18 protein-coding genes and 1 pseudogene are annotated in these 21,777 nt (G+C 62.4%); 12 read left to right on the top strand and 7 right to left on the bottom strand.

What is annotated here, in order from left to right:
* Window positions 1-123 precede the first annotated feature (123 nt).
* A pseudogene (locus AC1D2N_RS08615) lies at window positions 124-1,648 on the top strand (FAD-dependent monooxygenase).
* A gap of 164 nt (window positions 1,649-1,812) precedes the next feature.
* A complete protein-coding gene (locus tag AC1D2N_RS08610) occupies window positions 1,813-2,424 on the top strand; it encodes a 2'-5' RNA ligase family protein (protein ID WP_130651830.1) in 612 nt (203 codons plus the stop codon).
* A 37-nt stretch (window positions 2,425-2,461) separates the two neighbouring features.
* Here the strand turns inward: AC1D2N_RS08610 and AC1D2N_RS08605 are convergent, their stop codons facing one another.
* On the bottom strand, window positions 2,462-2,863 hold the full coding sequence (locus AC1D2N_RS08605; protein ID WP_018245058.1) for an acyl-CoA thioesterase: 402 nt from the start codon (window positions 2,861-2,863) through the stop codon (window positions 2,462-2,464).
* A gap of 283 nt (window positions 2,864-3,146) precedes the next feature.
* On the opposite strand from AC1D2N_RS08605, the gene AC1D2N_RS08600 reads away from it, so the two are divergent.
* The 5 genes from AC1D2N_RS08600 (at window position 3,147) to dxs (ending at window position 8,464) form a co-directional block, all read left to right on the top strand.
* Window positions 3,147-4,082 carry a histone deacetylase family protein gene (locus AC1D2N_RS08600; RefSeq protein ID WP_033181432.1) on the top strand — a complete coding sequence of 312 codons (936 nt, stop codon included), beginning with the start codon at window positions 3,147-3,149 and terminating at the stop codon, window positions 4,080-4,082.
* 2 nt (window positions 4,083-4,084) lie between these two features.
* A complete protein-coding gene (locus AC1D2N_RS08595; protein WP_003545921.1) occupies window positions 4,085-4,336 on the top strand; it encodes an exodeoxyribonuclease VII small subunit in 252 nt (83 codons plus the stop codon).
* An 88-nt stretch (window positions 4,337-4,424) separates the two neighbouring features.
* Window positions 4,425-5,192 (top strand): SDR family NAD(P)-dependent oxidoreductase, encoded by a 768-nt coding sequence (locus AC1D2N_RS08590; protein WP_130651829.1) that lies wholly within the window; start codon window positions 4,425-4,427, stop codon window positions 5,190-5,192.
* 209 nt (window positions 5,193-5,401) lie between these two features.
* On the top strand, window positions 5,402-6,325 hold the full coding sequence (locus tag AC1D2N_RS08585; protein WP_130651828.1) for a pirin family protein: 924 nt from the start codon (window positions 5,402-5,404) through the stop codon (window positions 6,323-6,325).
* A 222-nt stretch (window positions 6,326-6,547) separates the two neighbouring features.
* Window positions 6,548-8,464, top strand: coding sequence for a 1-deoxy-D-xylulose-5-phosphate synthase (gene dxs, locus AC1D2N_RS08580; RefSeq protein WP_130651827.1), 1,917 nt, complete (start codon window positions 6,548-6,550; stop codon window positions 8,462-8,464).
* A gap of 120 nt (window positions 8,465-8,584) precedes the next feature.
* On the opposite strand, the gene AC1D2N_RS08575 is transcribed toward dxs, so the two are convergent.
* Both AC1D2N_RS08575 and AC1D2N_RS08570 read right to left on the bottom strand, forming a co-directional pair.
* On the bottom strand, window positions 8,585-10,522 hold the full coding sequence (locus AC1D2N_RS08575; protein ID WP_028734891.1) for a methyl-accepting chemotaxis protein: 1,938 nt from the start codon (window positions 10,520-10,522) through the stop codon (window positions 8,585-8,587).
* 219 nt (window positions 10,523-10,741) lie between these two features.
* Window positions 10,742-11,740 (bottom strand): DUF4424 domain-containing protein, encoded by a 999-nt coding sequence (locus AC1D2N_RS08570; protein ID WP_130651826.1) that lies wholly within the window; start codon window positions 11,738-11,740, stop codon window positions 10,742-10,744.
* 93 nt (window positions 11,741-11,833) lie between these two features.
* Between AC1D2N_RS08570 and AC1D2N_RS08565 the strand changes: the two genes are divergently transcribed.
* The 3 genes from AC1D2N_RS08565 to AC1D2N_RS08555 are packed head-to-tail and all read left to right on the top strand — an operon-like array spanning window position 11,834 to window position 14,879.
* On the top strand, window positions 11,834-12,619 hold the full coding sequence (locus tag AC1D2N_RS08565; RefSeq protein ID WP_183619561.1) for a TlyA family RNA methyltransferase: 786 nt from the start codon (window positions 11,834-11,836) through the stop codon (window positions 12,617-12,619).
* Window positions 12,616-13,866 carry a class I SAM-dependent RNA methyltransferase gene (locus AC1D2N_RS08560; RefSeq protein ID WP_130651824.1) on the top strand — a complete coding sequence of 417 codons (1,251 nt, stop codon included), beginning with the start codon at window positions 12,616-12,618 and terminating at the stop codon, window positions 13,864-13,866. The genes AC1D2N_RS08565 and AC1D2N_RS08560 overlap by 4 nt, the downstream gene beginning before the upstream one ends.
* Window positions 13,867-13,868: 2 nt before the next feature.
* Window positions 13,869-14,879 carry an MBL fold metallo-hydrolase gene (locus AC1D2N_RS08555; protein ID WP_130651823.1) on the top strand — a complete coding sequence of 337 codons (1,011 nt, stop codon included), beginning with the start codon at window positions 13,869-13,871 and terminating at the stop codon, window positions 14,877-14,879.
* A gap of 80 nt (window positions 14,880-14,959) precedes the next feature.
* Here AC1D2N_RS08555 and AC1D2N_RS08550 read toward each other — a convergent pair whose 3' ends face one another.
* Window positions 14,960-15,715 (bottom strand): crotonase/enoyl-CoA hydratase family protein, encoded by a 756-nt coding sequence (locus AC1D2N_RS08550; RefSeq protein WP_130651822.1) that lies wholly within the window; start codon window positions 15,713-15,715, stop codon window positions 14,960-14,962.
* A 9-nt stretch (window positions 15,716-15,724) separates the two neighbouring features.
* Window positions 15,725-17,503, bottom strand: coding sequence for an acyl-CoA dehydrogenase family protein (locus AC1D2N_RS08545; RefSeq protein ID WP_130651821.1), 1,779 nt, complete (start codon window positions 17,501-17,503; stop codon window positions 15,725-15,727).
* 208 nt (window positions 17,504-17,711) lie between these two features.
* On the opposite strand from AC1D2N_RS08545, the gene AC1D2N_RS08540 reads away from it, so the two are divergent.
* Entirely contained in the window at window positions 17,712-18,707 is a 996-nt protein-coding gene (locus AC1D2N_RS08540; RefSeq protein ID WP_003556974.1) for a transporter, read from the top strand.
* Between the two features lie 93 nt (window positions 18,708-18,800).
* On the opposite strand, the gene AC1D2N_RS08535 is transcribed toward AC1D2N_RS08540, so the two are convergent.
* Together AC1D2N_RS08535 and AC1D2N_RS08530 are read right to left on the bottom strand one after the other, a co-directional pair.
* Window positions 18,801-19,286, bottom strand: coding sequence for a BA14K family protein (locus tag AC1D2N_RS08535; protein ID WP_018245044.1), 486 nt, complete (start codon window positions 19,284-19,286; stop codon window positions 18,801-18,803).
* A gap of 145 nt (window positions 19,287-19,431) precedes the next feature.
* Entirely contained in the window at window positions 19,432-20,676 is a 1,245-nt protein-coding gene (locus AC1D2N_RS08530; protein WP_028734899.1) for an aromatic ring-hydroxylating oxygenase subunit alpha, read from the bottom strand.
* Between the two features lie 418 nt (window positions 20,677-21,094).
* On the opposite strand from AC1D2N_RS08530, the gene AC1D2N_RS08525 reads away from it, so the two are divergent.
* On the top strand, window positions 21,095-21,703 hold the full coding sequence (locus AC1D2N_RS08525) for a DUF6656 family protein (RefSeq protein WP_018245042.1): 609 nt from the start codon (window positions 21,095-21,097) through the stop codon (window positions 21,701-21,703).
* Window positions 21,704-21,777 lie beyond the last annotated feature (74 nt).

Below are 21,777 nucleotides of genomic sequence, written 5' to 3'. Positions count from 1 at the left end.
TCTGTCCCCTGCCCCAGGCATGAGACCCCGCGACGAACGTCGGACGCTGAAAGCGCCCACCGTTCGTCCGTGTGGTTGTCAGAACGACGAACTGCTCCGGTCGAACGACCAAAGGAGCCGTTCATGAATAATCGCCACCCAACGTCTTTTCTCTTCGATGTCGTGATTGCAGGCGCCGGGCCGGTCGGCTTGTTGCTGGCCTGCGAGCTCAGGCTTGCGAGGGTCTCCGTGCTGGTGCTGGAGCAGGCGGAAAACCCGCACTCGCCGTTGAAAAAGCTGCCCTTCGGCATGCGCGGCCTGACGCTGCCGACGATTGAAGCGTTCTACCGGCGCGGCCTGCTCGATTCCCTTGAAGCGCCCGGGCGTCAGGCAAAGCCAGAGGGAAAACCGCGCAAGCAGGCCGGACACTTCGCCGGCATCCCCTTCGATTATGACAGGATCAATCCCTCGATGTGGGCCTACCGACTGCCGAGCCCCGCCGACAGCAATATGGCGGCAGAAATGGAACGGGTCGAGACCGTCCTTGCCGACCGCGCGCAGTCCATCGGCGTCGAGATCAGACGGGGTGTGTGCGTCGAAGGCTTCGCACAATCAGCGGACGGTGTCACGATCCAAGCTGGAGATCAAAGCTTTGAGGGCCGTTGGCTGGTCGGCTGTGACGGTGGCCGCAGCGTGGTGCGCAAACTGGGCGGCTTTTCCTTCGTCGGAACCGATCCGGAGTTTACCCGGCTATTCCGTGCAGGTCGATCTGGCCGACCCGGAAAAGCTGAAGTTCAGCCGGCAGCTGACGCCGACCGGCATGTATTTCCAGACGCAGCCCGGCCATTTCGGCATGGTGGAGTTTGATGGCGGCGCATCTCACCGCGCCGGACCGATCACGCTTGCGCATGTGCAAGCGGTGCTGCGGCGGATATCGCAGACCGATGTCACGCTGACCGCGCTGCACGTCGCCACGAGTTGGACCGACCGCGCCCAGCAGGCGACAGAATACCGCAAGGGCCGGGTGCTGCTTGCCGGTGACGGGGCCCATATTCATTCGCCGCTCGGCGGGCAAGGGCTCAATCTCGGACTGGGCGACGCCATGAACCTTGGATGGAAACTGGCCGCCACCGTCCGCGGTGAAGCGCCGGACGGACTGCTCGACAGCTATTTCAGCGAACGGCATCCGATCGGTGAACAGATTCTCGCCTGGTCGCGGGCGCAGGTCTCGATCATGCGGCCAAGCCCCCACGCCCGGGCGATGGAATCCATCATCCGCGATCTCATCGCCACCCGCGACGGGGCCACCTATTTCGCCGACCGGGTCTGGAATGCGTCGATGCGCTACGATCTCGGCGACGGCCACGCACTGGCCGGCCGCAGCGCCCCCGACTTCGAGTGGACTGACGGTACCAGGCTCGCCGCCCTGCTCGCCGACGGCACCGGTCTGCTGATCGACTTCGGCGACCGCGCACCGCTCCGGTCGATCGCGCGCCGTTGGGATGACCGGGTCAAATATGTCAGGGGTGAGGTGAAGGACCGGCTGGGACTGACCGCCCTGCTCGTCCGTCCGTATGGAATTGTCGCCTGGGCTTGTGAGGGCGAGGTGAATCCTGAAGACGCTGTCGAAGCCGGATCGCGTTGGTTTGCTGTCCATGATGGCGGATAAGGTGCCGCCATCTTAACGAATGTTTCCAAGACTTCCATCACCATCGCGAATGCCTGGCAGGCGCCTGCCATCATTGGCGAGCGGTTTCGTGATGTGATAGCAAGACATGGGAATTGCACGCTCACGGCGCGGCGTGCCCGTGTTGGATAGAAGGACCTGCTGCTGTGATCCGCACGAAGGTCGATACGCTGTGGTTTAAGCAGTGCTGCGCGTTTCACCTGCAGTTTTTTCCCGATGGCGAAGCTCTGTCAAAGCTCTGCAACTTGCAGGACAGGATCGAGCGAGACAGCGACGCGCCGCTCTCACGCGTCCCGGCCAAGAGCCTGCACATGACGGTCGTCACCCTGGTCAACGCCGCGGCCCAATTCAGTATTCCAAACGACGAGGTCTGGAAGCTGAATGGGGAAAGATGGAAGGAAATCGTGGAGAGATTGGTCGAAGAGACCCCGCCATTTGAGCTCCATTTTCATGAGGTGGCTGCTTCGGAAGCCGCTGTCTTCGTAAAGGCAGAGGAGCCGGCGGAATTGCGCAGGCTTCGTTCGGCCATTTCACATGCCATCTGCTTCGAACAGTGGCGTCCAACCCCGCCCCGAATAGCGCACATAACACTGTTCAGATTTTTTGCAGAGGACAGGCTACCAGCAGTCAACTTCGACGCAGGCTTATTGCCCACGGGAGTGAAGGTTGGATCCCTTAAATTGCTGGAAGAGCGCGTTTATCCAAGCGTCGAGATCAATATACTCAGCGAGCCACTCCTCCGAGGCAAAAGCACCTAGTGGCAATTCTGGCTGGTCGATCGGCTCTGCTTTGCCCCTAATCCAAAAACCGATAAAGCCAGTCGCGCGTTTCCTCCGGCAGCGAGGCGGGCGACTGGTCCTCGCGGGTGCGGGCCTGCCAGATGATCTCGACCTCGGCGGCACGCTCCTCCCCGGTGTCGATCGCAACGAGGAGGCCGATGGAATGCATGCCGATCTTGTCGACGGTGGCGGTGAAGGTTGCCAGCTCATCGTAGTGCAGCGGACGGTGCAGCATGCAGGAAACCTTGCTGGGGCTATAGACCGGTTCGTCATCGACATCGGGCCGTGAGGACCAGAAGCTCGCAAGGACGGACTCTGCATAGGAAATATAGGAGGCCAGAAACATCTGGCCGGTCATATCGACATCGCGAAACGGCACACGTATTTCCGCCACATCAGGACGTTTCGACTGACTCATCAACAGATCTGCCTTACAGAGTTCCCATGGCAACACTACTTCATAATAGCTTATATCGGAACTGGCTTAAGGATAAAATTACGCAATAGTTCAAAGTGTTACAGTGTCCTTCACGCACCGGAAAGGCGCGGCTCCGTTGCAATGGAGCTGTTCGACGGAAACGGCGTAACTGAGACAGTTGTGACAGGCGAACGGTTGGACGGCGGCAGAGCGCTTGTTGAAATCGACCGATGATGCCCCATCTGCTGTGGCACATGACATAAGCGACCGATAGAGTGTCTTCATGAGCACCCGTCTTTATGAACACCCGATCTTCCTGGAACATGTGACGCCCGCCGGCCATCCGGAGCGATCGGACAGGATCCGCGCCATCAATGTCGCGCTGGAACATCCGAATTTCGAGCGGCTGGAGCGCCGGCAGGCGCCGCAGGCGAATGAGGATGCGGTGCTGCTTGCCCATCCCGAAGAACATCTCATCGCCGTCATGCGGGAGATTCCCGAGGAAGAGGGTGAGATCAACCAGATCGAAGCCGATACCTATGCCAGCAGCAAGAGCTTGCAGGCGGCGCTGACCGGCATCGGCGGGGCGATGGCGGCGGTCGACGACGTCTTTACCGGCCGGGCCGACAATGTCTTCGTCGCCGCCCGCCCGCCGGGGCACCATGCCGAGAAGATGACGGCGATGGGCTTCTGCTTCTTCAACAATGCGGCAATCGCCGCCCGGCATGCGCAGAAGACGCATGGCGCCGAGCGCATCGCCATCGTCGATTGGGACGTACATCACGGCAACGGCACGCAGGATATCTTCTGGGACGATGCCTCGGTGCTGTTCTGCTCGACGCATCAGATGCCGCTTTATCCCGGCACCGGCGCCAAGGACGAGAAGGGTACGCACAACACCATCGTCAACGCGCCGCTTTCGCCGAATGTCGGCAGCGACCACTTCCGCGAGGCGTTCAAATCACGCGTGCTGCCCGCGCTTGACGATTTCCGGCCGGATCTCATCATCATCTCCGCCGGCTTCGACGCACATCACCGCGATCCGCTGGCGCAGATCAACCTGACCGGCGAGGATTTCGACTGGGCGACCGGGCGCGTGCTCGAACTGGCGGACCGGTACGCGAAGAACCGGGTCGTCAGCCTGCTCGAAGGCGGTTATGATCTCGAGGGACTCGCCGAATCGGCGGGCATGCATATTCTGAGAATGATGAAGGGTTGAGAATGACTGACAGCGCCAAGCCGGAGGTGTCCGGCCTTTCCTTCGAAAAGGCGGTTGCCGAACTCGAAAGCATCGTCGCCCGGCTGGAACGCGGCGATGTGGCGCTGGATGAATCGATCGAGATCTACGAGCGCGGCGAAGCGCTGAAGAAACATTGCGAGACGCTGCTTTCGGCCGCCGAGAACCGCATCGAGAAGATCAGGCTCGACCGCGCCGGCAAGCCGCAGGGCGTCGAGCCGCTGGACGGCGCCTGAGGCGCAGCAAACTCGCTTTTTAAGGCGCTTGGCTATCGGCTTCAGACCGATCTATGATCCCCATCCAAAACGATGAGGGGACAAGGAAATGACGGGCAGGTTGAAGGGCAAGGTCGCCATTATCTCAGGCGGCGCGACCGGCATGGGCGGTGCCGCCTCGAAGCTTTTTGCGGCGGAAGGCGCGCGCGTTGCGATCATCGACCGCAATGGTGATGCAGCAGCCGAGACCGTCCAAGCCATCCGTGATGCCGGCGGCGAGGCCGAATACTGGACGGCCGACGTCTCGGACGAAGCAGCCGTCATTGCCGCCGTCGCCGGTGTCGAAGAACGTTACGGCGCAGTGACCGTGCTTTTCAACCATGCCGGCACCATCGTCATCAAACCCTTCCTGGAAACGACGCTTCAGGAATGGGACTGGCTGCACGCCGTCAATGTGCGCTCGATGTTCCTGATGACCAAGGCCGTGCTGCCGAAGATGATTGCCAGCGGCGGCGGGTCGATCGTCTGCACCTCGTCGATCTCGGCGGTCGCCGCCACGCCGATGGAAGTGCTTTACGACACGACCAAGGGTGCCGTGCATATGTTCGCCCGCGCCATCGCGGTGGAATTCCGTGACCGCAACATCCGCTGCAATGCCGTTTGCCCGGGCTTCATCCGCACGCCGCATGGCCTGCGCGAGGTGGCCGATCTGCAGGCGCTCGGCGTCGACGTTTCGGATGCCGCCATTGCCGCGCAGCAGGGGCGGATCGGCGAGCCCGAAGATGTCGCGCGAGCCGCCCTTTATCTCGCCAGCGATGAGTCGAGTTTCGTCAACGGCGCCCATCTCTTCGTCGATAATGGCTTCACCGCAATCTGAGCTATCCGTGCGGCGCGCTTCAAAGTTAGGGCGTCCTTGGCACGTCCCGTTGGACGTGCGGCGCGCTAATTGCTATCCCTGGTCGATGCGCGACTGCCTCATTCCTTAAATCGGGATCGATTTAAGGACAAATTATGCAGCAATTCAAAACTATAGCATCCTTTGCGCGTCTGAAAGACGCGCGGCACTGTAGTGATCGGAGATCCCTGATGTCCTTCTTTCCCGGTAAAGATCCCCTGCCCGGCGATGCCTTCGCCTGCGACGCGATCGAGAACCTGATCATCCCGCGCACCAGCGATATCGGCGGTTTTCAGGTGCGCCGCGCGCTTCCCAGCCGGCAGCGACGGCTGGTCGGGCCATTCATCTTCTTCGACCGCATGGGGCCGGCGATCCTCAAGCCGGACGAGGCGCTCGACGTCAAGCCGCATCCGCATATCGGGCTGTCGACGGTCACCTATCTGTTCGACGGCGAGATCCGCCATCGCGACAGCCTCGGCACCGAAAAGGTCATCCGTCCCGGCGATATCAACCTGATGACGGCCGGCCGCGGCATCGTGCATTCCGAGCGCACGCCCGACAATCTGCGCGGCCATCCGCTGCTGATGTCGGGGCTGCAGACCTGGCTGGCGCTGCCCGACGACAAGGAGGAGATCGATCCTTCCTTCGCCCACACGGAAAAATCCGCCATGCCGCTGATCGAAACGGCAGGCGTACGCGGGCGCGTGGTCATCGGCTCGTTCGAAGGCATGACATCGCCCGTCGGTGTTTTCTCCGATACGCTCTATGTCGATCTCGACCTGCAGCCGGGCGCCAAATTTCCCTTCGGCGCGGGCCACGAGGAGCGCGCCGTCTATGTGCTGTCGGGCGAGGTCGTCATATCAGGCGACCGTTTCGCTGCCGACCAGCTGCTGGTCTTCCGGCCGGGCGATGCGATCACGCTGGAAGCCGGCCGCGATGGCTGTCACCTGATGCTCATCGGAGGGGCAGCGCTCAATTCGAAACGTTATATCTGGTGGAATTTCGTGTCCTCCTCGAAGGAGCGGATCGAACAGGCCAAGGAGGAATGGCGCACCGGCCGCTTCGATATCGTTCCCGGTGACGAAGAGGAATTCGTGCCTTTGCCGGAAGGCTGAACGACACGAAATGAACGAAATAGACCAGGATATCCGCCTAAAACCGCTCACACTTTCCGGCACCATGCTTTAATAGTGGGAGCATGATGTTGCCCGAAAACCGCTCACACTTTTCGGCATCATGCTCTAAGGTGAAAAGCTTCGGTTCCTGAAATGCACTTGTTTTGCCGCAATCTAATCGAATAAAGCGGAACAAGGAAAAGCAAGAAAGAGCGCCCGCCCGTGACACAACTGCCGAAGACCCCCCTGCTCGACCAGGTCATCTATCCCGCCGACCTGCGCAAGCTCGAGGATCGCGACCTGCCGCAGCTTGCCCGCGAAGTCCGGGACGAAATGATCGATGCAGTGTCGCGCACCGGCGGCCATCTGGGCGCCGGTCTCGGCGTCGTCGAATTGACGATCGCCATCCACAGCGTCTTCGACACACCTGATGATCGGCTGATCTTCGATGTCGGCCATCAATGTTATCCGCACAAGATTCTCACCGGCCGGCGTGACCGCATCCGAACGCTGCGCCAGGAAGACGGGCTGTCCGGCTTCACCCGCCGGGCGGAGAGCGAATACGATCCGTTCGGCGCCGCGCATTCCTCGACCTCGATCTCCGCCGGCCTCGGCATGGCGATTGCCGCCGACCTCGACAAATCGGACCGCCGCGTCATCGCCGTCATCGGCGACGGGGCAATGTCGGCCGGCATGGCCTATGAAGCGCTGAACAATGCCGGCGCCCTCGATGCCCGCCTCATCGTCATCCTCAACGACAACGACATGTCGATCGCCCCGCCGACGGGCGCAATGAGCGCCTATCTCGCCCGCCTCGCCTCGGGGCGCACCTATATGGGCTTCCGTGACTTCGGCAAGAAGCTGACGGCCTATCTCGGCAAGAACATCGACCGGGCGATCACCCGCGCCGTCGAGCATGCGCGCGGCTACGTCACCGGCGGCACGATGTTCGAGGAGATGGGCTTCTACCATATCGGCCCGATCGACGGGCATTCCTTCGACCACTTGCTGCCTGTGTTGCGCAATGTGCGCGACAATGGGCGTGGGCCAGTGCTGATCCACGTCGTCACCCAGAAGGGCAAGGGCTATCCGCCGGCGGAAGCCGCGGCCGACAAATATCACGGTGTCAACAAGTTCGACGTCATCACCGGCGCCCAGGCAAGGGTCAAGCCGAATGCGCCGAGCTATACCAGCGTCTTTGCCGAAGCGCTGGTGCAGGAAGCCGCCCTTGACGACAAGATCGTCGGCATCACCGCCGCCATGCCTAATGGTACCGGCCTCGACAAGCTCGCCGAGGCCTTTCCGTCGCGCTGTTTCGACGTCGGTATTGCCGAACAGCATGCCGTCACTTTCGCCGCCGGCCTTGCGGCGGAAGGCTACAAGCCCTTCGCCGCCCTCTATTCCACCTTCCTGCAGCGCGCCTACGACCAGGTCGTGCATGACGTGGCGATCCAGGGACTGCCGGTGCGTTTCCCGATCGACCGTGCCGGCTTCGTCGGCGCCGACGGACCGACCCATGCCGGCTCCTTCGACACCGCCTTCCTCACCACCCTGCCTGGCTTCGTGGTGATGGCAGCGGCCGACGAGGCCGAACTCAAGCATATGGTGCGCACGGCTGTTGCCTATGATGGCGGGCCGATATCGTTCCGCTATCCGCGCGGCGAAGGTGTCGGCGTCGACATCCCGGCGCGCGGCGAAATCCTGCAGATCGGCAAGGGCCGCATCGTCAAGGAAGGCACCAAGGTGGCGCTGCTCTCCTTCGGCACCCGGCTTGCCGATTGTCTGCTGGCCGCCGAGGATCTCGATGCTGCGGGGCTTTCGACGACGGTCGCCGATGCACGTTTCGCCAAGCCGCTCGACCACGACCTGATCCGCCAGCTTGCCCGCCACCACGAGATGGTGATCACCGTCGAGGAAGGCTCGATCGGCGGTTTCGGCAGCCATGTGATGCATTTCCTCGCCACCGAAGGCCTGCTCGACAACGGGCTGAAGCTGCGCTCGCTCGTCATGCCCGACATCTGGATGGAACAGGCCAAGCCCGAAGCCATGAACGCCCACGCCGGCCTCGACCGCGCCGGCATCGTCTCGACGGTGTTCAGGGCTCTGGGACGCGGTGTTGCGGTTGGGGTTGCGGGATAAGATTATGTGAGGGCTTGCCGTGTGGACCCCTCATCCGCCCCCAAGCACGGCCGCTCAATAAAAAAGGGCGGCGCATCACTGCACCGCCCTCTTCATTTAACGTCCCTGCGAAGGGCCCTCTCAGAACTCCGTCCACTCTTCCTGAACGGTAGCCGTAGCGGCTGCCTGTCTTCCGCCGAAGGCCTTGGCGACGGTGCGGGTCAGGGCGTGGGCCGGTGAGGCGACCGGCCGCGAGCTCGTGCCGGCGACGGCAGCGCGCGGCGCCGGGGCCGCCTGGCCGAGCTTGAACTGGCGCAGCAGCTCGTCGAGGGCGTTTGCCTCCTGGGCGAGCGCATGGCTGGCCGCGGTCTGTTCCTCGACCATGGCCGCGTTCTGCTGCGTACCCTGGTCCATGTTGTTGACGGCGGTGTTGATCTCCTGCAGGCCGATCGACTGTTCGCGGGTGGCGGTGACGATGGCGTTGACGTGGTGGTTGATCTCCTGCACCTCGGAGACGATGACCTCTAGCGCCTTGCCGGTTTCGCCGACGAGGCCGACGCCGGCAACGACCTGTTCGCCCGAGGTGGTGATCAGCGCCTTGATCTCCTTGGCCGCCTTGGCCGAGCGCTGGGCGAGTTCGCGCACTTCCTGGGCGACGACGGCAAAACCCTTGCCGGCATCGCCGGCACGCGCCGCTTCGACGCCTGCGTTCAGCGCCAGCAGGTTGGTCTGGAAGGCGATGTCGTCGATGACGCCGATGATGTTGGAGATTTCGCCCGAGGACTTCTCGATCTGCTGCATGGCGGAGACGGCCTTGCGGACGACTTCGCCTGATTTCTCGGCGCCGAGGCGGGTGCGCTCGACGAGATTGCCGACATCCTCGGCGCGCTTGGCGCTGTCGCGGACGGTCGTCGTCACCTCTTCGAGCGCTGCGGCGGTCTGTTCGACGGCGGCAGCCTGCTGCTCGGTGCGGTGGGCAAGATCGTCGGCGGCCGAGCGGATTTCGCCGGCGCCGGCATTGATCGCCGAGGCGTTGCGGCCGACCGATTGCAGCGCCGCCTGCAGCTTTTCGACGGCATGGTTGAAGTCATTGCGCAGGCTGTCATATTGCGAGGCGAACGGCGTCTGGATACGACCGGCCATATCGCCATTGGCAAGCTCGGCAAGGCCGCCCGCCAAGGCGTCGATGGCATAGCGGATCTCGCCTTCCTCGCGCGCTTTCTGCTCGTCGCCTGCCCGGCGCTGGCGCTCGGCGTCGTCGCGCATGCGGTCGGTCTCGCCGGCAAGACGCAGCTTCTCGATTGCCGCCTGCTTGAAGACCAGGACCGACTGGGCCATGCGGCCAATTTCGTCACCGCGCTCGACAGCCGGGACCTCGATGTCGTTCTGACCGCCGGCAAGGCGATCCATGGCCGCAGTCATGCCGACCACCGGCCGGACGATGGTGCGCGACATCAGCCAGGCGAGAACGGCAGCCGCAAGCGAGGCGAGGATGCCGCCGGCAAGCAGCGTCGTCTTCAGATCGCTGTTGGCATCGGCCCGGATGGCGGCAAGCGCGTTCGACTTTTCACGCGCCGTGGCCTTGATCTTGGCAGAGGCCTGGCGGAACCCGTCGAGCTGGCCCTTGGTGGCGTTGACGCCGATCTTGACGACCTCTTCGATCGGCATGTCGGTTTCCTTGCGCGCCTTGGTCTGCGGCTCGGCAAGTTCATGGAAATAGAGGTCGGCGGCCTTCTGCATGCCGTCGATCATCTCGACCAGCTGCGGCTCGCCGGTGGCCGTCTGCTTGGCGGCGGCAATCGCTTTCAACATGCGCTCGCGGTTGGCGAAGACATCGCCATAGGTGCTGTCACTGCGGAAGAGGATGAAGCCACGCAGGTTGACCGCCTGCTCGAGCATCGCCTGCAGCGCATCGTCGATCTGGTTGACGAGCAGCTCGGACTTTTCCTGCTCGGCAGAAGCGGCCGCGGACGCCGTCGCCTTGGAATAAACGAAAGCTGATATGGCGACGAAAATAAGAATGAGGGCTGCGAACGTGGCCGCAAGTTTACCGTTCAAGGATATGTTTTTGGCGGACATCGGTGATTTCTCCTGACGACAGTCGACGCGGCGAGAGGCAGGTCGCGCGAGACGCAACCGCCGGGATGTTTGAACCTGAGAACATGATCGGCGTGGAAACGCTTGCGCCTTCATGGCGCCGAGCAGTTCAGATGAACCGCTGCAATCACGCCGAACCTATATGGGCAGGCTTTAAATTTGTTTAAATTTGTGCACCGCAACAGCGGCAGAGCCTGCGGATTATTGTGCCGTTTCGGGAGGGTTGAGGATCAGGATGTCGAAATCCCTAGTGGGATCGAAATCCTCTGATGTCATCCGGAAGGTCGTCGGGCCGATCTTCTGAACGTTGCTGCCGCAGAAGCTGATGAGGCTGCCGGGCTTGCCCTTGTCGATCGTCAGCTGAAAGCGCTTGATCGGCCCCGCCCAGTTGGCGCCGGTCGACAGCACATAGGAGATCCAGTTTTCGGTATAGTTGGCGCCTCCCGCCTCGGCTTCCCGAGCGCGCTGCTGGGCAACCCGGACGAAATCTCCGTCGAGGCAATATTTGCGCGAATATTCCTCGAAACGATCACCCTTCGGCTCGCCACCTTCGAGAAAGCTGATGGCGACGGTGCCGCCGACGGCCGGCTTGTAGCGATGCTCGACGCTGACCTTTTTCTTTGCCGGGAAGGTGGTGCGCCACCAATAGGTCGAGCGCAGCGTCCAGAGCGGCACGAGGTCGACCCCGGCGGCATCGCCTGCGCCCATGGGATAGACGAGGCCGCGGGAGATCCAGTCCTTGCGGACGGTTTCGGGAAGCTTGGCAAGCGCCTCGGTTGTCTTCTGGCTATAGGGCAGGACGGGAATGCCCAGCTTGGCGAACTCGTCGGTCACGTCGATGCCGAGCGAAACGACGCGTTGCTGCAGCTTGGCGGTGATTGGCTTGCCATCCTGCACGGTGGAGAAATGCAGAAAATTGTTGCTGTCATAATCGGAGATGGCGGAATTGTTGTCGACCTGGCCAGTGATGTCCGGCATCGGAAAGGCGACCAGGCTTTCGACATCCTTGTCGGAGCTATTCTCGAAGATATAGTCGACGCGCACTTCCGAAGCGGAGATGAAGAGATCCTCTTCCGCCATGCTGACATCATCGGATTGGGCAAAGATCAGCCCGCCGGTCTTGACCTCGGCCATGGTGTCGTTCGCGAGCGCGGGCGATGCGATGACTGCCGCGACAATCAGAGTGAAGAGCTTCAGCATGGAACACCCCCGTGTCTGCGGCCCGCCCCGCGATCGCCGCGGCAGGATTATCGCCGAAAGCTTTTGAGGGTCAATGACGGTCTTGGGAACAAAATGCTTGCAACCGGCGGCTTTGCCGGTCATGCACAGCCGATGTCAGATCAAAACACCCAACGCCTCGACCAGCTTCTCGTCTCCCTCGGCCTCTTTGCCAGCCGTTCACGCGCCCGCGACGCCGTGCAGCGCGGCACCGTCAGGATCGGCGGCCAGGTGGTCACGAAGGCCGGCGCGCTGTTTAACGCAGACGCGGCAATCGAAATCGACGATCCGGCACAGGACTATGTCTCGCGCGCCGCGCTGAAGCTTGCCGCAGCCCTCGACCATTTCCGGCTCGATCCTGCCGGCCATCACTGTCTCGATGTCGGCGCCTCAACCGGCGGCTTCACCGAGGTGCTGCTGCTGCGGGGTGCCCAGCATGTCACCGCGATCGATGTCGGCCATGGGCAGATGCATCCGCGCATATCAGGCGATCCGCGGGTGACGAACAGGGAAGGCCTCAACGCCCGCAACCTGACGGCAGAGGATATCGGCCATCCCGCGACCTTCATCGTTTCCGACGTCTCCTTCATCACGCTGAAGCTGGCGCTCGCGCCGGCTCTTGAGATCGCCGAACCGGGCGCTGTCGCCATCTTGCTGGTCAAGCCGCAGTTCGAGGCCGGGCGCGAGGCGATCGGCAAGGGCGGGATGCTGAAGGACCCCTCGTCTGCTCCCGCCGTTGCTGCGGAACTGGAGCGCTGGTTCATCGAGGACATGGGCTGGAAAAGCCTCGGCCTCATCCCCTCTCCGATTTCCGGCGGCGACGGCAATCAGGAATTCCTTCTGGCAGGATTGAAACCGTGAGCACCGAAACCGTCACGATCGAGAAGCTCGGCGCCCAGGGCGACGGCATCGCCAGCAGCGCCGGCGGACCTGTTTATGTGCCCTTTTCCCTGCCCGGCGAAACGGTGGCGATTGCCCGGGTCAAAAGCCAGGGCACGATCATGTCGATCACAACGCCCTCGCCCGACCGACAGGAGCCGCGCTGCCGGCATTTCGGCCCGGATGGCGTCAACGGCACCTGCGGCGGCTGCACGCTGCAGCATCTGGCAGACGCGCCCTACCGCGCCTTCAAGCGCCAGCTGGTCATCGACGCGCTGAAATCGAAGGGGCTGACACCCGAGGTCGGCGAGATCGTTCCGGCCCGGCCGGGCGAGCGGCGGCGCGTGGTGTTTGCGGCGCGCAAGACCGAGAAGGACATGCTTGTTGGATTCAACCAGGCCGAAAGCCACCATATCGTCGCCATCGAGGAATGTCCGATCTCGTCGGCAGGGATTATCGCCCGGCTGCCGGCGATCAGGGCGATTGCCGCTTCGCTGGCGACCAGCGCCGAACCCTTCCGCGTCGCGGTGCTCGAAACGCTTTCCGGCCTCGACATCTCCGTCGACGAGGTGAAGAAACTCTCCGACCCGCAGCGGCGCAAGGCGATCGAGACCGCGCTTGGCCTGCGCGGCATCGCCCGTGTTTCGCTGAACGGCGAAATCCTCGTCGAGCCGTCGAAGCCGATGGTCGAATTCGGCGGCGTCCAGGTTTCACCGCCGCCGGGCAGTTTCACCCAGGCGACCAAGCCGGCGGAAGAGGCGATGGCGGAGCTGGTCATTGCCCATGCCGGCAAGGCGAAGCGGATCGCCGATCTCTTTGCCGGCTCCGGCACGTTTTCACTGCGGCTGGCGCGGATCGGCCGCGTGCACGCCGTCGAAGCCGAAGCAAAGGCGCTCGCAGCACTCGATCATGCCGCCCGCAACACGCAAGGGCTGAAGCCGGTCACCGTCGAAAAGCGCGATCTCTTTCGCCGTCCTTTGATGACGCAGGAGTTCAAGCCCTATGACGCCGTCGTCTTCGATCCGCCGCGCGCCGGTGCCGAGTTCCAGTGCCAGGAGCTTGCCCGTTCGGCGGTGAAGAAGATCGTGGCCGTCAGCTGCAATCCGCTGACGCTGGCGCGGGATCTCGCGATCCTCGTCGAGGGCGGCTACCGGATCACGCAAGTGACGCCGATCGACCAGTTCCTCTGGACGTCGCATGTCGAGGTGGTGGCGACGCTGGAGAAATAGGCGTGCCTGTCGGAAAGACCAAAAGACGCAACCCCTATTATCACGGCCCGGTGTCCGATCACTTCGACGGCACATATTTCTTCAATCCCGACGGTATTGAGCCCCTTGGTTTCCGCGATCTGCTGCGGTGGCAATTCGGCGGTGGCCGTGAGCGCTGGCCGCAGTCGGTCCCAAGTCCATACCCGGCGGCCAAGCCGGATCCATGCGTCGACGGCGAGGATCTAAGGGTGACCATGGTTGGTCATGCAACAATGCTCGTGCAGGTCGCTGGGCTCAATATCCTCACCGACCCGGTGTGGTCGGAGCGCGTAAGTCCCTTCGCTTTTGCCGGACCCAAGCGCGTCGTCCAACCGGGCATCGCGTTCGATGATTTGCCGCCAATTGATCTCGTGCTGGTATCGCACAATCATTATGATCATCTCGATATCGCGACGCTCAGGCGGTTGGGCGCGAAGCATCAGCCGCGTGTCGTAACGCCACTCGGCAATGACACGATCATTCGCCGTGCCGTGCCCGATATACAGACGACATCGATGGACTGGGGCGAGCGCATTTCGCACGCCGGAATAAGCATTGATGCGGAGCCTGCACACCATTGGTCCGCGCGCGGAACCGCCGATCGCCGGATGGCACTCTGGGCGTCGTTCGTTTTGTCGACTCCAGCCGGAAAAATTTATCACGTCGGAGATACGGGCTTTCACAACGGCATCAATTACAAAGCGGCACAGCAGAAGCATGGCGGCTTTCGTTTGGCCATTTTACCCTTCGGCGCATATGAGCCGCGCTGGTTCATGAAGGGGCAGCACCAGAATCCCCAGGAGGCGGTGATCGGGATGAAGTTGGCAAATGCGGCCTATGTGGCCGGGCATCACTTCGCCACGTTCCAACTGACGAATGAAGCGGTCGACGCGCCGGCAAGAGCGTTGCAAGACGCAATGAGCGAGCATGATATTCCCCCGGAACGGTTCCGGCCGCTCAGGGCCGGCGAGATATTCAATGTGCCGGCGGTCTAATCGGTATCCGTGTGCTCCCGGACTGGTGTTGGTGTCGGCCTGCTTGCCATCGATACTTCGGAAACGACCGAGATCGCCGCTCAGCGGCGCATGAAGGCTTCGAAGGCCGCCCGGGCCTCGGCGCTTTTCAGCCGCGCGGAGAAATGGCGGGCCTCCTCGTCGATGCGGGCGATGATCTCGCCGCGGTCGCCACGAATGAGGTCGCGGGCGATGCGCAGCGCCTCCGGCGGCTTGGCGGCGAGCTTTGCGGCGAGGCCAAGCGTCAGTGAATCGACCTCGCCTGGCTCGACGACCTTCCAGACCAGGCCGGCTTCCTTCGCCTCGTCCGCAGAGAATGGTTCGCCGGCGGCAAGCATGGCGAAGGCGCGCTGATGTCCCATCAGGCGCGGCGCGACGAGGCTGGAACCCGCCTCCGGCACCAGCGCCAGATCGACGAAGGGTGTGCGGAACTGGCTGCGGCTGGAGGCGATGGTCAGGTCGCAATGGAGATGGATCGTCGTGCCGATGCCGACCGCCAGACCGTCGACGCCGGAGACGACGGGTTTTTCGGCATTCACCAGCGCATAGAGGAAATCGAGGATCTCCTGCTCCAGGCCGCGGCCGCCCATTGCGGCAGCCAGAAAATCGTTCAGGTCGTTGCCGGCCGAGAAGCAGCCCTCGGTGCCGAGCAAAGCGGTGGCGCGGATGTCGGGGCTTGTGTTGGCCGCATTCAACGCATCGGCCATCGTCCGGTACATGGCGCGGGTGATGGCGTTCTTCTTTTCCGGCCGATTGAAGCGGATGGACTGAACGCCGGGATAGGCGGAAGGCTGCTCGACGATGATGTAATCGGTCATAAGGTCTCCTCAGGCAAGCAGGATGCGGGCGGAGGCAAGGCTTGCCGCGCCATTGACGACCCGGTCGCGAAGGGCTGCTGTTTCGGCGAGCAGGTTTTCGGCGGCGAAACGGCAGAGCGCGATACGGTTTTCGGCCGCGCCATCGGCACTTTCGGCAAGCCCGCCCTTGGCGAGGTAACAGCCGGTGAGCACGAGGCCGAACAGCCGCTGATAGGGCGTGGCACCCGAGAGCGCCTCGGCGGTCCTGTTCTCGGCAAGCGTCTTCATCAGCCAGGCGGTCGCCTGCTCGAGATCGGCGATCGCAGCGTCGAGCCTCGCAGCGGTTTCGCCGAAACCGTCGAGATTGGAGCGGCGGGCGCCATCGGCGATCTCTCTGAGCTCGGCGACGAAGCCCTTCACCTGATCGCCGCCGGAGAGCGGCAGCTTGCGGGTGACGAGGTCGATCGCCTGGATACCATTGGTGCCCTCATAGATCGGGGCGATACGGGCATCGCGGAGATAACGCGCCGCACCCGTCTCCTCGATGAAGCCCATGCCGCCATGCACCTGAATACCGAGCGAGGCGACGTCGACGCCAGCATCGGTCGAAAAGGATTTGGCGATCGGGGTCAGCAAAGCGGCGCGCTCCTGCCATTGGCGGCTGGCGTCACCTGCCCGATGCGACATGTCGATCGCATGGGCGCAGGCATAGGAGATGGCGCGCGCCCCTTGGGTCAGCGCCTTCATGGTGAGGAGCATGCGGGCGACATCGGGATGTTCGACGATCGGGCTCATGCCCGCGCCGCTTGCGCCCGGCGCCCTGCCCTGGGTGCGTTCCCTGGCATAGGCGAGTGCCTTCTGGGTGGCGGCCTCGGCGATCGCCACGCCCTGCATGCCGACGGCGAGGCGGGCATTGTTCATCATCGTGAACATGCAGGCCAGCCCCTTGTTCTCCTCGCCGACCAGCCAGCCGACAGCGCCTTTTTCACCGCCGAATTTTCCGTCGCCGTAGATCATCGTGCAGGTCGGCGAACCATGGATGCCGAGCTTGTGCTCCAGCGAGTGGCAGAACAGATCGTTGCGGGGCCCAAGCGATCCGTCGTCGTTCACCAGGAATTTCGGCACCAGGAACAGCGAGATGCCGCGGGTGCCGGCCGGTGCATCCGGCAGGCGGGCCAGCACCAGATGGATGATATTGTCGGCCGCGTCATGCTCGCCCCAGGTGATGAAGATTTTCTGGCCGAAGAGGCGGTAGCTGCCGTCGTCGCGGCGCTCGGCGCGGGCCTTCAGCACGCCGAGATCGGAGCCGGCATGCGGCTCGGTCAGGTTCATGGTGCCGGTCCATTCGCCGGAAACCATCTTTTCCAGATATTTCGCTTTCAGCGCGGCACTGCCATGGGTGCTGACGGCCTCGATGGCGCCCATCGTCAGCGTCGGGGCAAGCGCGAAGGCCATGGAGCCGGAATTCCACATTTCAAGCGCCGCGACATTCAGCATATGCGGCAAGGCCTGGCCGCCGAAGGCCTCCGGCGCCGTCAGGCCGTTCCAGCCGCCGGCGATCCAATGGCGATAGAGATCGCGCCAACCATCCGGCAGCCTGACCTCGCCATCGATCAGGCGGGCGCCCTGGCGGTCGCCGATTTCGGCGAGAGGCGCCACTTCGTCTGTGGCAAAACGCCCCGCCTCGGCCAGGATGGCGTCGACCAAGTCTTCACCAAGATCGCCGAGCAGCCCTTTTGACATCGCCTCGTCCATGCCCGCTACGTGCTTCAACGTGAACGCGATTTCCTCGACGGGCGCTTTGTACATGGTTTTTCCTCCGCAGACCGGCCTGCACTTGGGCAAGCCCCTCCGAGGCAAGGGCTAATTGATTTTTACGTAAACGTCAATTTCGATTTCCTCGGCCGCCATGCGATAAATCGCCTGACAGGGCGCTTTGCTCTTGCACCTTTGGACAAATGGACGTCATGAACAATCTCTAAGGGAAGACATCGCCTTCGCAAAGGACCGGCGAACAATGGATACATTGCCCGTCAACATACCCGGTTTCGTCTGGGCCTATCGCTTTTCGCCTGAAGAAAAGACCGCGGTGCGACTGAACAATAGTGCGACGGTGGCGGAACTGACCGCCGACAACTGTTTCTACTGGCTGCACCTCAACCTTGTCGACGCCCGCGTGCCGGCCCTGCTCGATACGCTGGACGGGCTGACAGAGGACGCGAAATCGGCGCTGACGACGCGCGATACGCATGCGGCCATCACCGTCGACGAGCAGATGCTCTATGGGACGCTCGTCGATTGCCAGCGCGATTTTGCCCAGGATACCAACAATCTCGGCTGGCTGCATTTCGCCATGTCCGACCGCTTCCTCATCACCACCCGGCTGCAGCCGCTGCGCAGCGTCGAACGGGCGCGGGCCCTGATCGAGAAAAACCCGGGCAAATTCTCGCGGCCGGTCGATCTCTTCGAACTGCTGGTGATCGAGTTCCAGCGCACGCTGATCGCAATCGTCATCGAACTCACCGAAGAGCTGAACCAGATCGAGGATATCGTCTACGACAGTGCGCAGCGCGACGAGCGCCGGCGCCTGGCGCCGGTCCGGCGCACCGTGGTCAGGCTGCATCGGCACCTGCGCACCGTACTGGCGCTGATGCGCCGGGCGGCGGCGGCCGACGACGACGAGATGCCCTTCGGCTTCGACGATGTGGCGCGGCGGCTGACGAGCCGGCTGGAAACGGTCGACCACGATATCTATGCGCTGCAGGACCGGGCACGCCTGCTGCACGAAGAAATCGATTCGAAACAATCCTCCGAAACCAACCGCCACCTTTATCTGCTGTCGATCATGACGGCCTTCCTGCTGCCGCCGACGCTGGTGACGGGCTTCTTCGGCATGAACACGGCAAACCTGCCCTTCGCCGTCGGCGACTACGGCACCGAATACGCCGTCGCCCTCATCGTCGCCTCCATCGCCTTTGCCTGGTGGCTGCTGAGGCGTGTGGATATTCTTTGAACGCGAAACGCCCGGCATGACTGCCGGGCGCCTGGTTCTTATCTTAGCGCGATATCACGACATGCCAAAACCGCTACGCGGTTTGGGGTGACGTCAGTAGGGCGAATAGCACTGCTGACGCGGGCCGTTATAGGGCTGGAAGGTGTTGTCGTAGGCGCGATAAGACCGGTAGCGGTTTGCGCACCAGGCGACGTGGCTCGAACCCATGCGGGGGGCCGGGTCGACGTAACGCGGCTGCGCGACAATCGCGCCGCCGATCACTGCGCCGGCGCCGAAGGCGGCAAGCGGATACCAGTAGCCGTTATAATGGCGATAGCCCGGGCGGTAATAGGAATATCCGCGATAGCCGCCATAATAGCCGGGCCGGTAGTAGGCGCCGGGACGATAGCCAGGCCGGTAATAGGCGCCCGGACGATAGCCGGGGCGATAATAGCGGCGGTACTGGACATTCTCAACTGCGGAGGATTTTTCCACCTGCGGGGCGGTGGGCATCTGGATTGCCTGCGACGGCGCAAAGCCCGTCAGGACCACGGCGGCAGCCAGCACTGCGGTCGCGATCTTGTTTCTCAGCCCGATCATTGCTTCAACTCCCATACAACAGCGATCACCGCCTGCCTAGCAACGCCTTTTCGCCTGAATGGTTCCAAAAGCAGCCGGGGCCGGCTACTCTCCCTTTTAGATCAGCTGAACTGAACCGGACATTAACCGGTGCGGCAAAGCGCTATCAGGCAACGACGGAGAACTTCGCCTGGTCACCCTGCAGACGGTTCACCATGAAGTTCGAATACCATTCGAGGAACTGCATGACGCCGCCCTCGTGCAAGGCGGAATAGGGGCCGGGCTCATAGGCGGGTGAGTGAATGCCGAAGGCGTTTTCCTCGACGATGCGGCGATCCTGATCGTTGGTCTCGGTCCAGACGTGGGTCAGTTCCTCGAGATTGTAATCCACGCCTTCGACGGCATCCTTGTGGACGAGCCACTTTGTCGTCACCGCCGTCTCGTTGGCGCTGAGCGGCAGCACGCGGAAGGAGATGGCGTGGTCACCAAGCAGATGGTTCCACGTCGTCGGGTAGTGGAAGAGCAACATGGTGCCGATATGGCTGATCGAGATATCGTCGGAGAGCTGGCGCTGGACGGCGCGCTTGCCCGACATGGTGTAGCTCTCGGCATCTTCGATCAGCGGCATGCGGGCGGTGCGGAACTGACCGTCCGGCGAAATCTGAAACTTGCTCGGCAGGCCGGCAGCCTCGCAGCGCGCCCAATGGCCGGCGATCTCGGGATCGTCGGCGCCGCCATCCGTGCCGGTGACACTCGGGGCTTCGGGATAGGTGCGGCAGAGTTCGGGGTGATTGGCGGCGCAGTGATAGCACTCGCGGTTGTTTTCCCAGACAAGCTTCCAGTTGCCCTTCTCGATGATCGTGCTCTGGAAGGCGACCTTGCTCTCACTGATCCGGTGCGGCGCGACATAGGGTTCGATCTTGTCGCGCACCGGCTGGAAATCCGGGGCGGCGTTGGCAAGGCAGATGAAGACATAGCCTGCGACGGTTTCGCAATGGACGGGTTTCAGGTTGAAGCCGGTCTTGTCGAAATCATCGCCCATGTGGCGGGCAAAGGCGAGCTTGCCTTCGAGATCATAGGTCCACTGATGGTAGGGGCAGACAAGACGCACGGAGGAGCCATGCTCCTTGGTGCAGACGCGTGAGCCGCGATGGCGACAGCTGTTGTGGAAGGCGCGGATGATATTGTCGCGGCCGCGGACGACGACGACGGGATAGTTTCCGATCTGGACGGTGAAATAGGCGCCCGGCTTCGGCAGCTCGCAATCATGGCCGATGAACAGCCAGTCGCGATAATAGATCATCTCCATGTCGAGCTGGAAATAATCCTCGTCGATATAGAACGGCTGTTCGAGGCTGAAGCCCTCACGGCGGCTCTTGAGCTGACGCAAAACGTTGCTGCGAATATCCATCTTCATGTCCTCGTGCACCCGGTTGCCACCCTCGCGTGGGAAGGCCGGCGGAAGCGCGCCCGCTTCCTTCTCCTTCGGGAGAATTGTTCATGGCGCCATTTAATCACCGAGCATGGCTGCCGCTTGGTTGTAATGCGACATCGGCTTCGACATTGACGACAGGATGCGGCAAGCCACAAGCTGCCCATCCCGGTCGATGACATTGCCCGACTCTCCCGGCAATTATCGTCAATTGCGACATGGCGTAAAGACCCGTTGCGCAAAGAGGTCGGCTGCCTGGTATCGATGTCAGTCGCGTTTGCGACATCTCCCGGCATTTGCCTTTCAGCCGGCCGGCTGCCATGGCGATTTTTTAACATCGCCTTAAGCATACCGTCCTATCCTGCTGCTGATTCAGACCGACCGAAGAACGCGAACCATGGCCAAACTCCGTTATTTCGACGCGAAAGAAGCAAGTAAACTGCAAGAGCCGCAGCTGATTGCCGCGCATTCCGAATTCTTGCGCACTGGTCGCATCCCCCGCGAGCGGCGGCACTGGCTGGCCGAGGAAAAACGCTATTTCACCCACGATGAGGTCGCGGCAAAGACCGGCCGCAAGCTGCAGGTCGCCGGCGAGAAGACGCATCAGCACATCAACGGCTTTCACCACTCGATCCAGTTTCCGAAGATGATCTTCCACCGGACGCTGGAGGACAGCCCGCATCTCGGTTATTGCCACGTCACCGCCGCGCGGACGAAATTTGCCCATTACGAAGAGGTTAGCTGGGCCTTCTACATCTCCAATTTCTATTCCGACATCGGCGAGAACGATAATTTCTTCGAGCGCATCGATGTCGGTTATTCCCGCATGTATTTCGCCGTCGCGATCAAACCCGGCGAGAATTCCGCCGAAAAGATGACCATCGACCGGTCGGTGCGCGGCAACGGCCTGCTCTTCCGCACCCATGATCCGCAGGCTGCGATCCGCAACATCCTCTTGCTCGGCGCCCGCAACGAACAGCTGCGCGAAATCATCCGGCAGCTCTAAAGCGATTGATCGCCGGCGGCGGAAAGCCTAATGACTGCCGACCTACAGCGCCGTGCGTCTTTCCAGACGCGCAA

The sequence above is a fragment of the Rhizobium sp. P1_B8 genome (genome assembly GCF_056406515.1).
The sequence above is the reverse complement of the archived record's forward strand: the minus strand, read 5'-3'. Positions and strand labels throughout refer to the sequence as shown.

Coding starts and splice junctions, on each gene's coding strand:
- AC1D2N_RS08540 (WP_003556974.1), top strand. CDS start 17,712: ATGGATACATTGCCCGTCAACATACCCGGTTTCGTCTGGGCCTATCGC.
- AC1D2N_RS08535 (WP_018245044.1), bottom strand. CDS start 19,286: ATGATCGGGCTGAGAAACAAGATCGCGACCGCAGTGCTGGCTGCCGCC.
- AC1D2N_RS08530 (WP_028734899.1), bottom strand. CDS start 20,676: ATGGATATTCGCAGCAACGTTTTGCGTCAGCTCAAGAGCCGCCGTGAG.
- AC1D2N_RS08575 (WP_028734891.1), bottom strand. CDS start 10,522: ATGTCCGCCAAAAACATATCCTTGAACGGTAAACTTGCGGCCACGTTC.
- AC1D2N_RS08565 (WP_183619561.1), top strand. CDS start 11,834: ATGCTTGCAACCGGCGGCTTTGCCGGTCATGCACAGCCGATGTCAGAT.
- AC1D2N_RS08545 (WP_130651821.1), bottom strand. CDS start 17,503: ATGTACAAAGCGCCCGTCGAGGAAATCGCGTTCACGTTGAAGCACGTA.
- AC1D2N_RS08570 (WP_130651826.1), bottom strand. CDS start 11,740: ATGCTGAAGCTCTTCACTCTGATTGTCGCGGCAGTCATCGCATCGCCC.
- AC1D2N_RS08550 (WP_130651822.1), bottom strand. CDS start 15,715: ATGACCGATTACATCATCGTCGAGCAGCCTTCCGCCTATCCCGGCGTT.
- AC1D2N_RS08605 (WP_018245058.1), bottom strand. CDS start 2,863: ATGAGTCAGTCGAAACGTCCTGATGTGGCGGAAATACGTGTGCCGTTT.
- AC1D2N_RS08600 (WP_033181432.1), top strand. CDS start 3,147: ATGAGCACCCGTCTTTATGAACACCCGATCTTCCTGGAACATGTGACG.
- AC1D2N_RS08595 (WP_003545921.1), top strand. CDS start 4,085: ATGACTGACAGCGCCAAGCCGGAGGTGTCCGGCCTTTCCTTCGAAAAG.
- AC1D2N_RS08590 (WP_130651829.1), top strand. CDS start 4,425: ATGACGGGCAGGTTGAAGGGCAAGGTCGCCATTATCTCAGGCGGCGCG.
- AC1D2N_RS08585 (WP_130651828.1), top strand. CDS start 5,402: ATGTCCTTCTTTCCCGGTAAAGATCCCCTGCCCGGCGATGCCTTCGCC.
- AC1D2N_RS08525 (WP_018245042.1), top strand. CDS start 21,095: ATGGCCAAACTCCGTTATTTCGACGCGAAAGAAGCAAGTAAACTGCAA.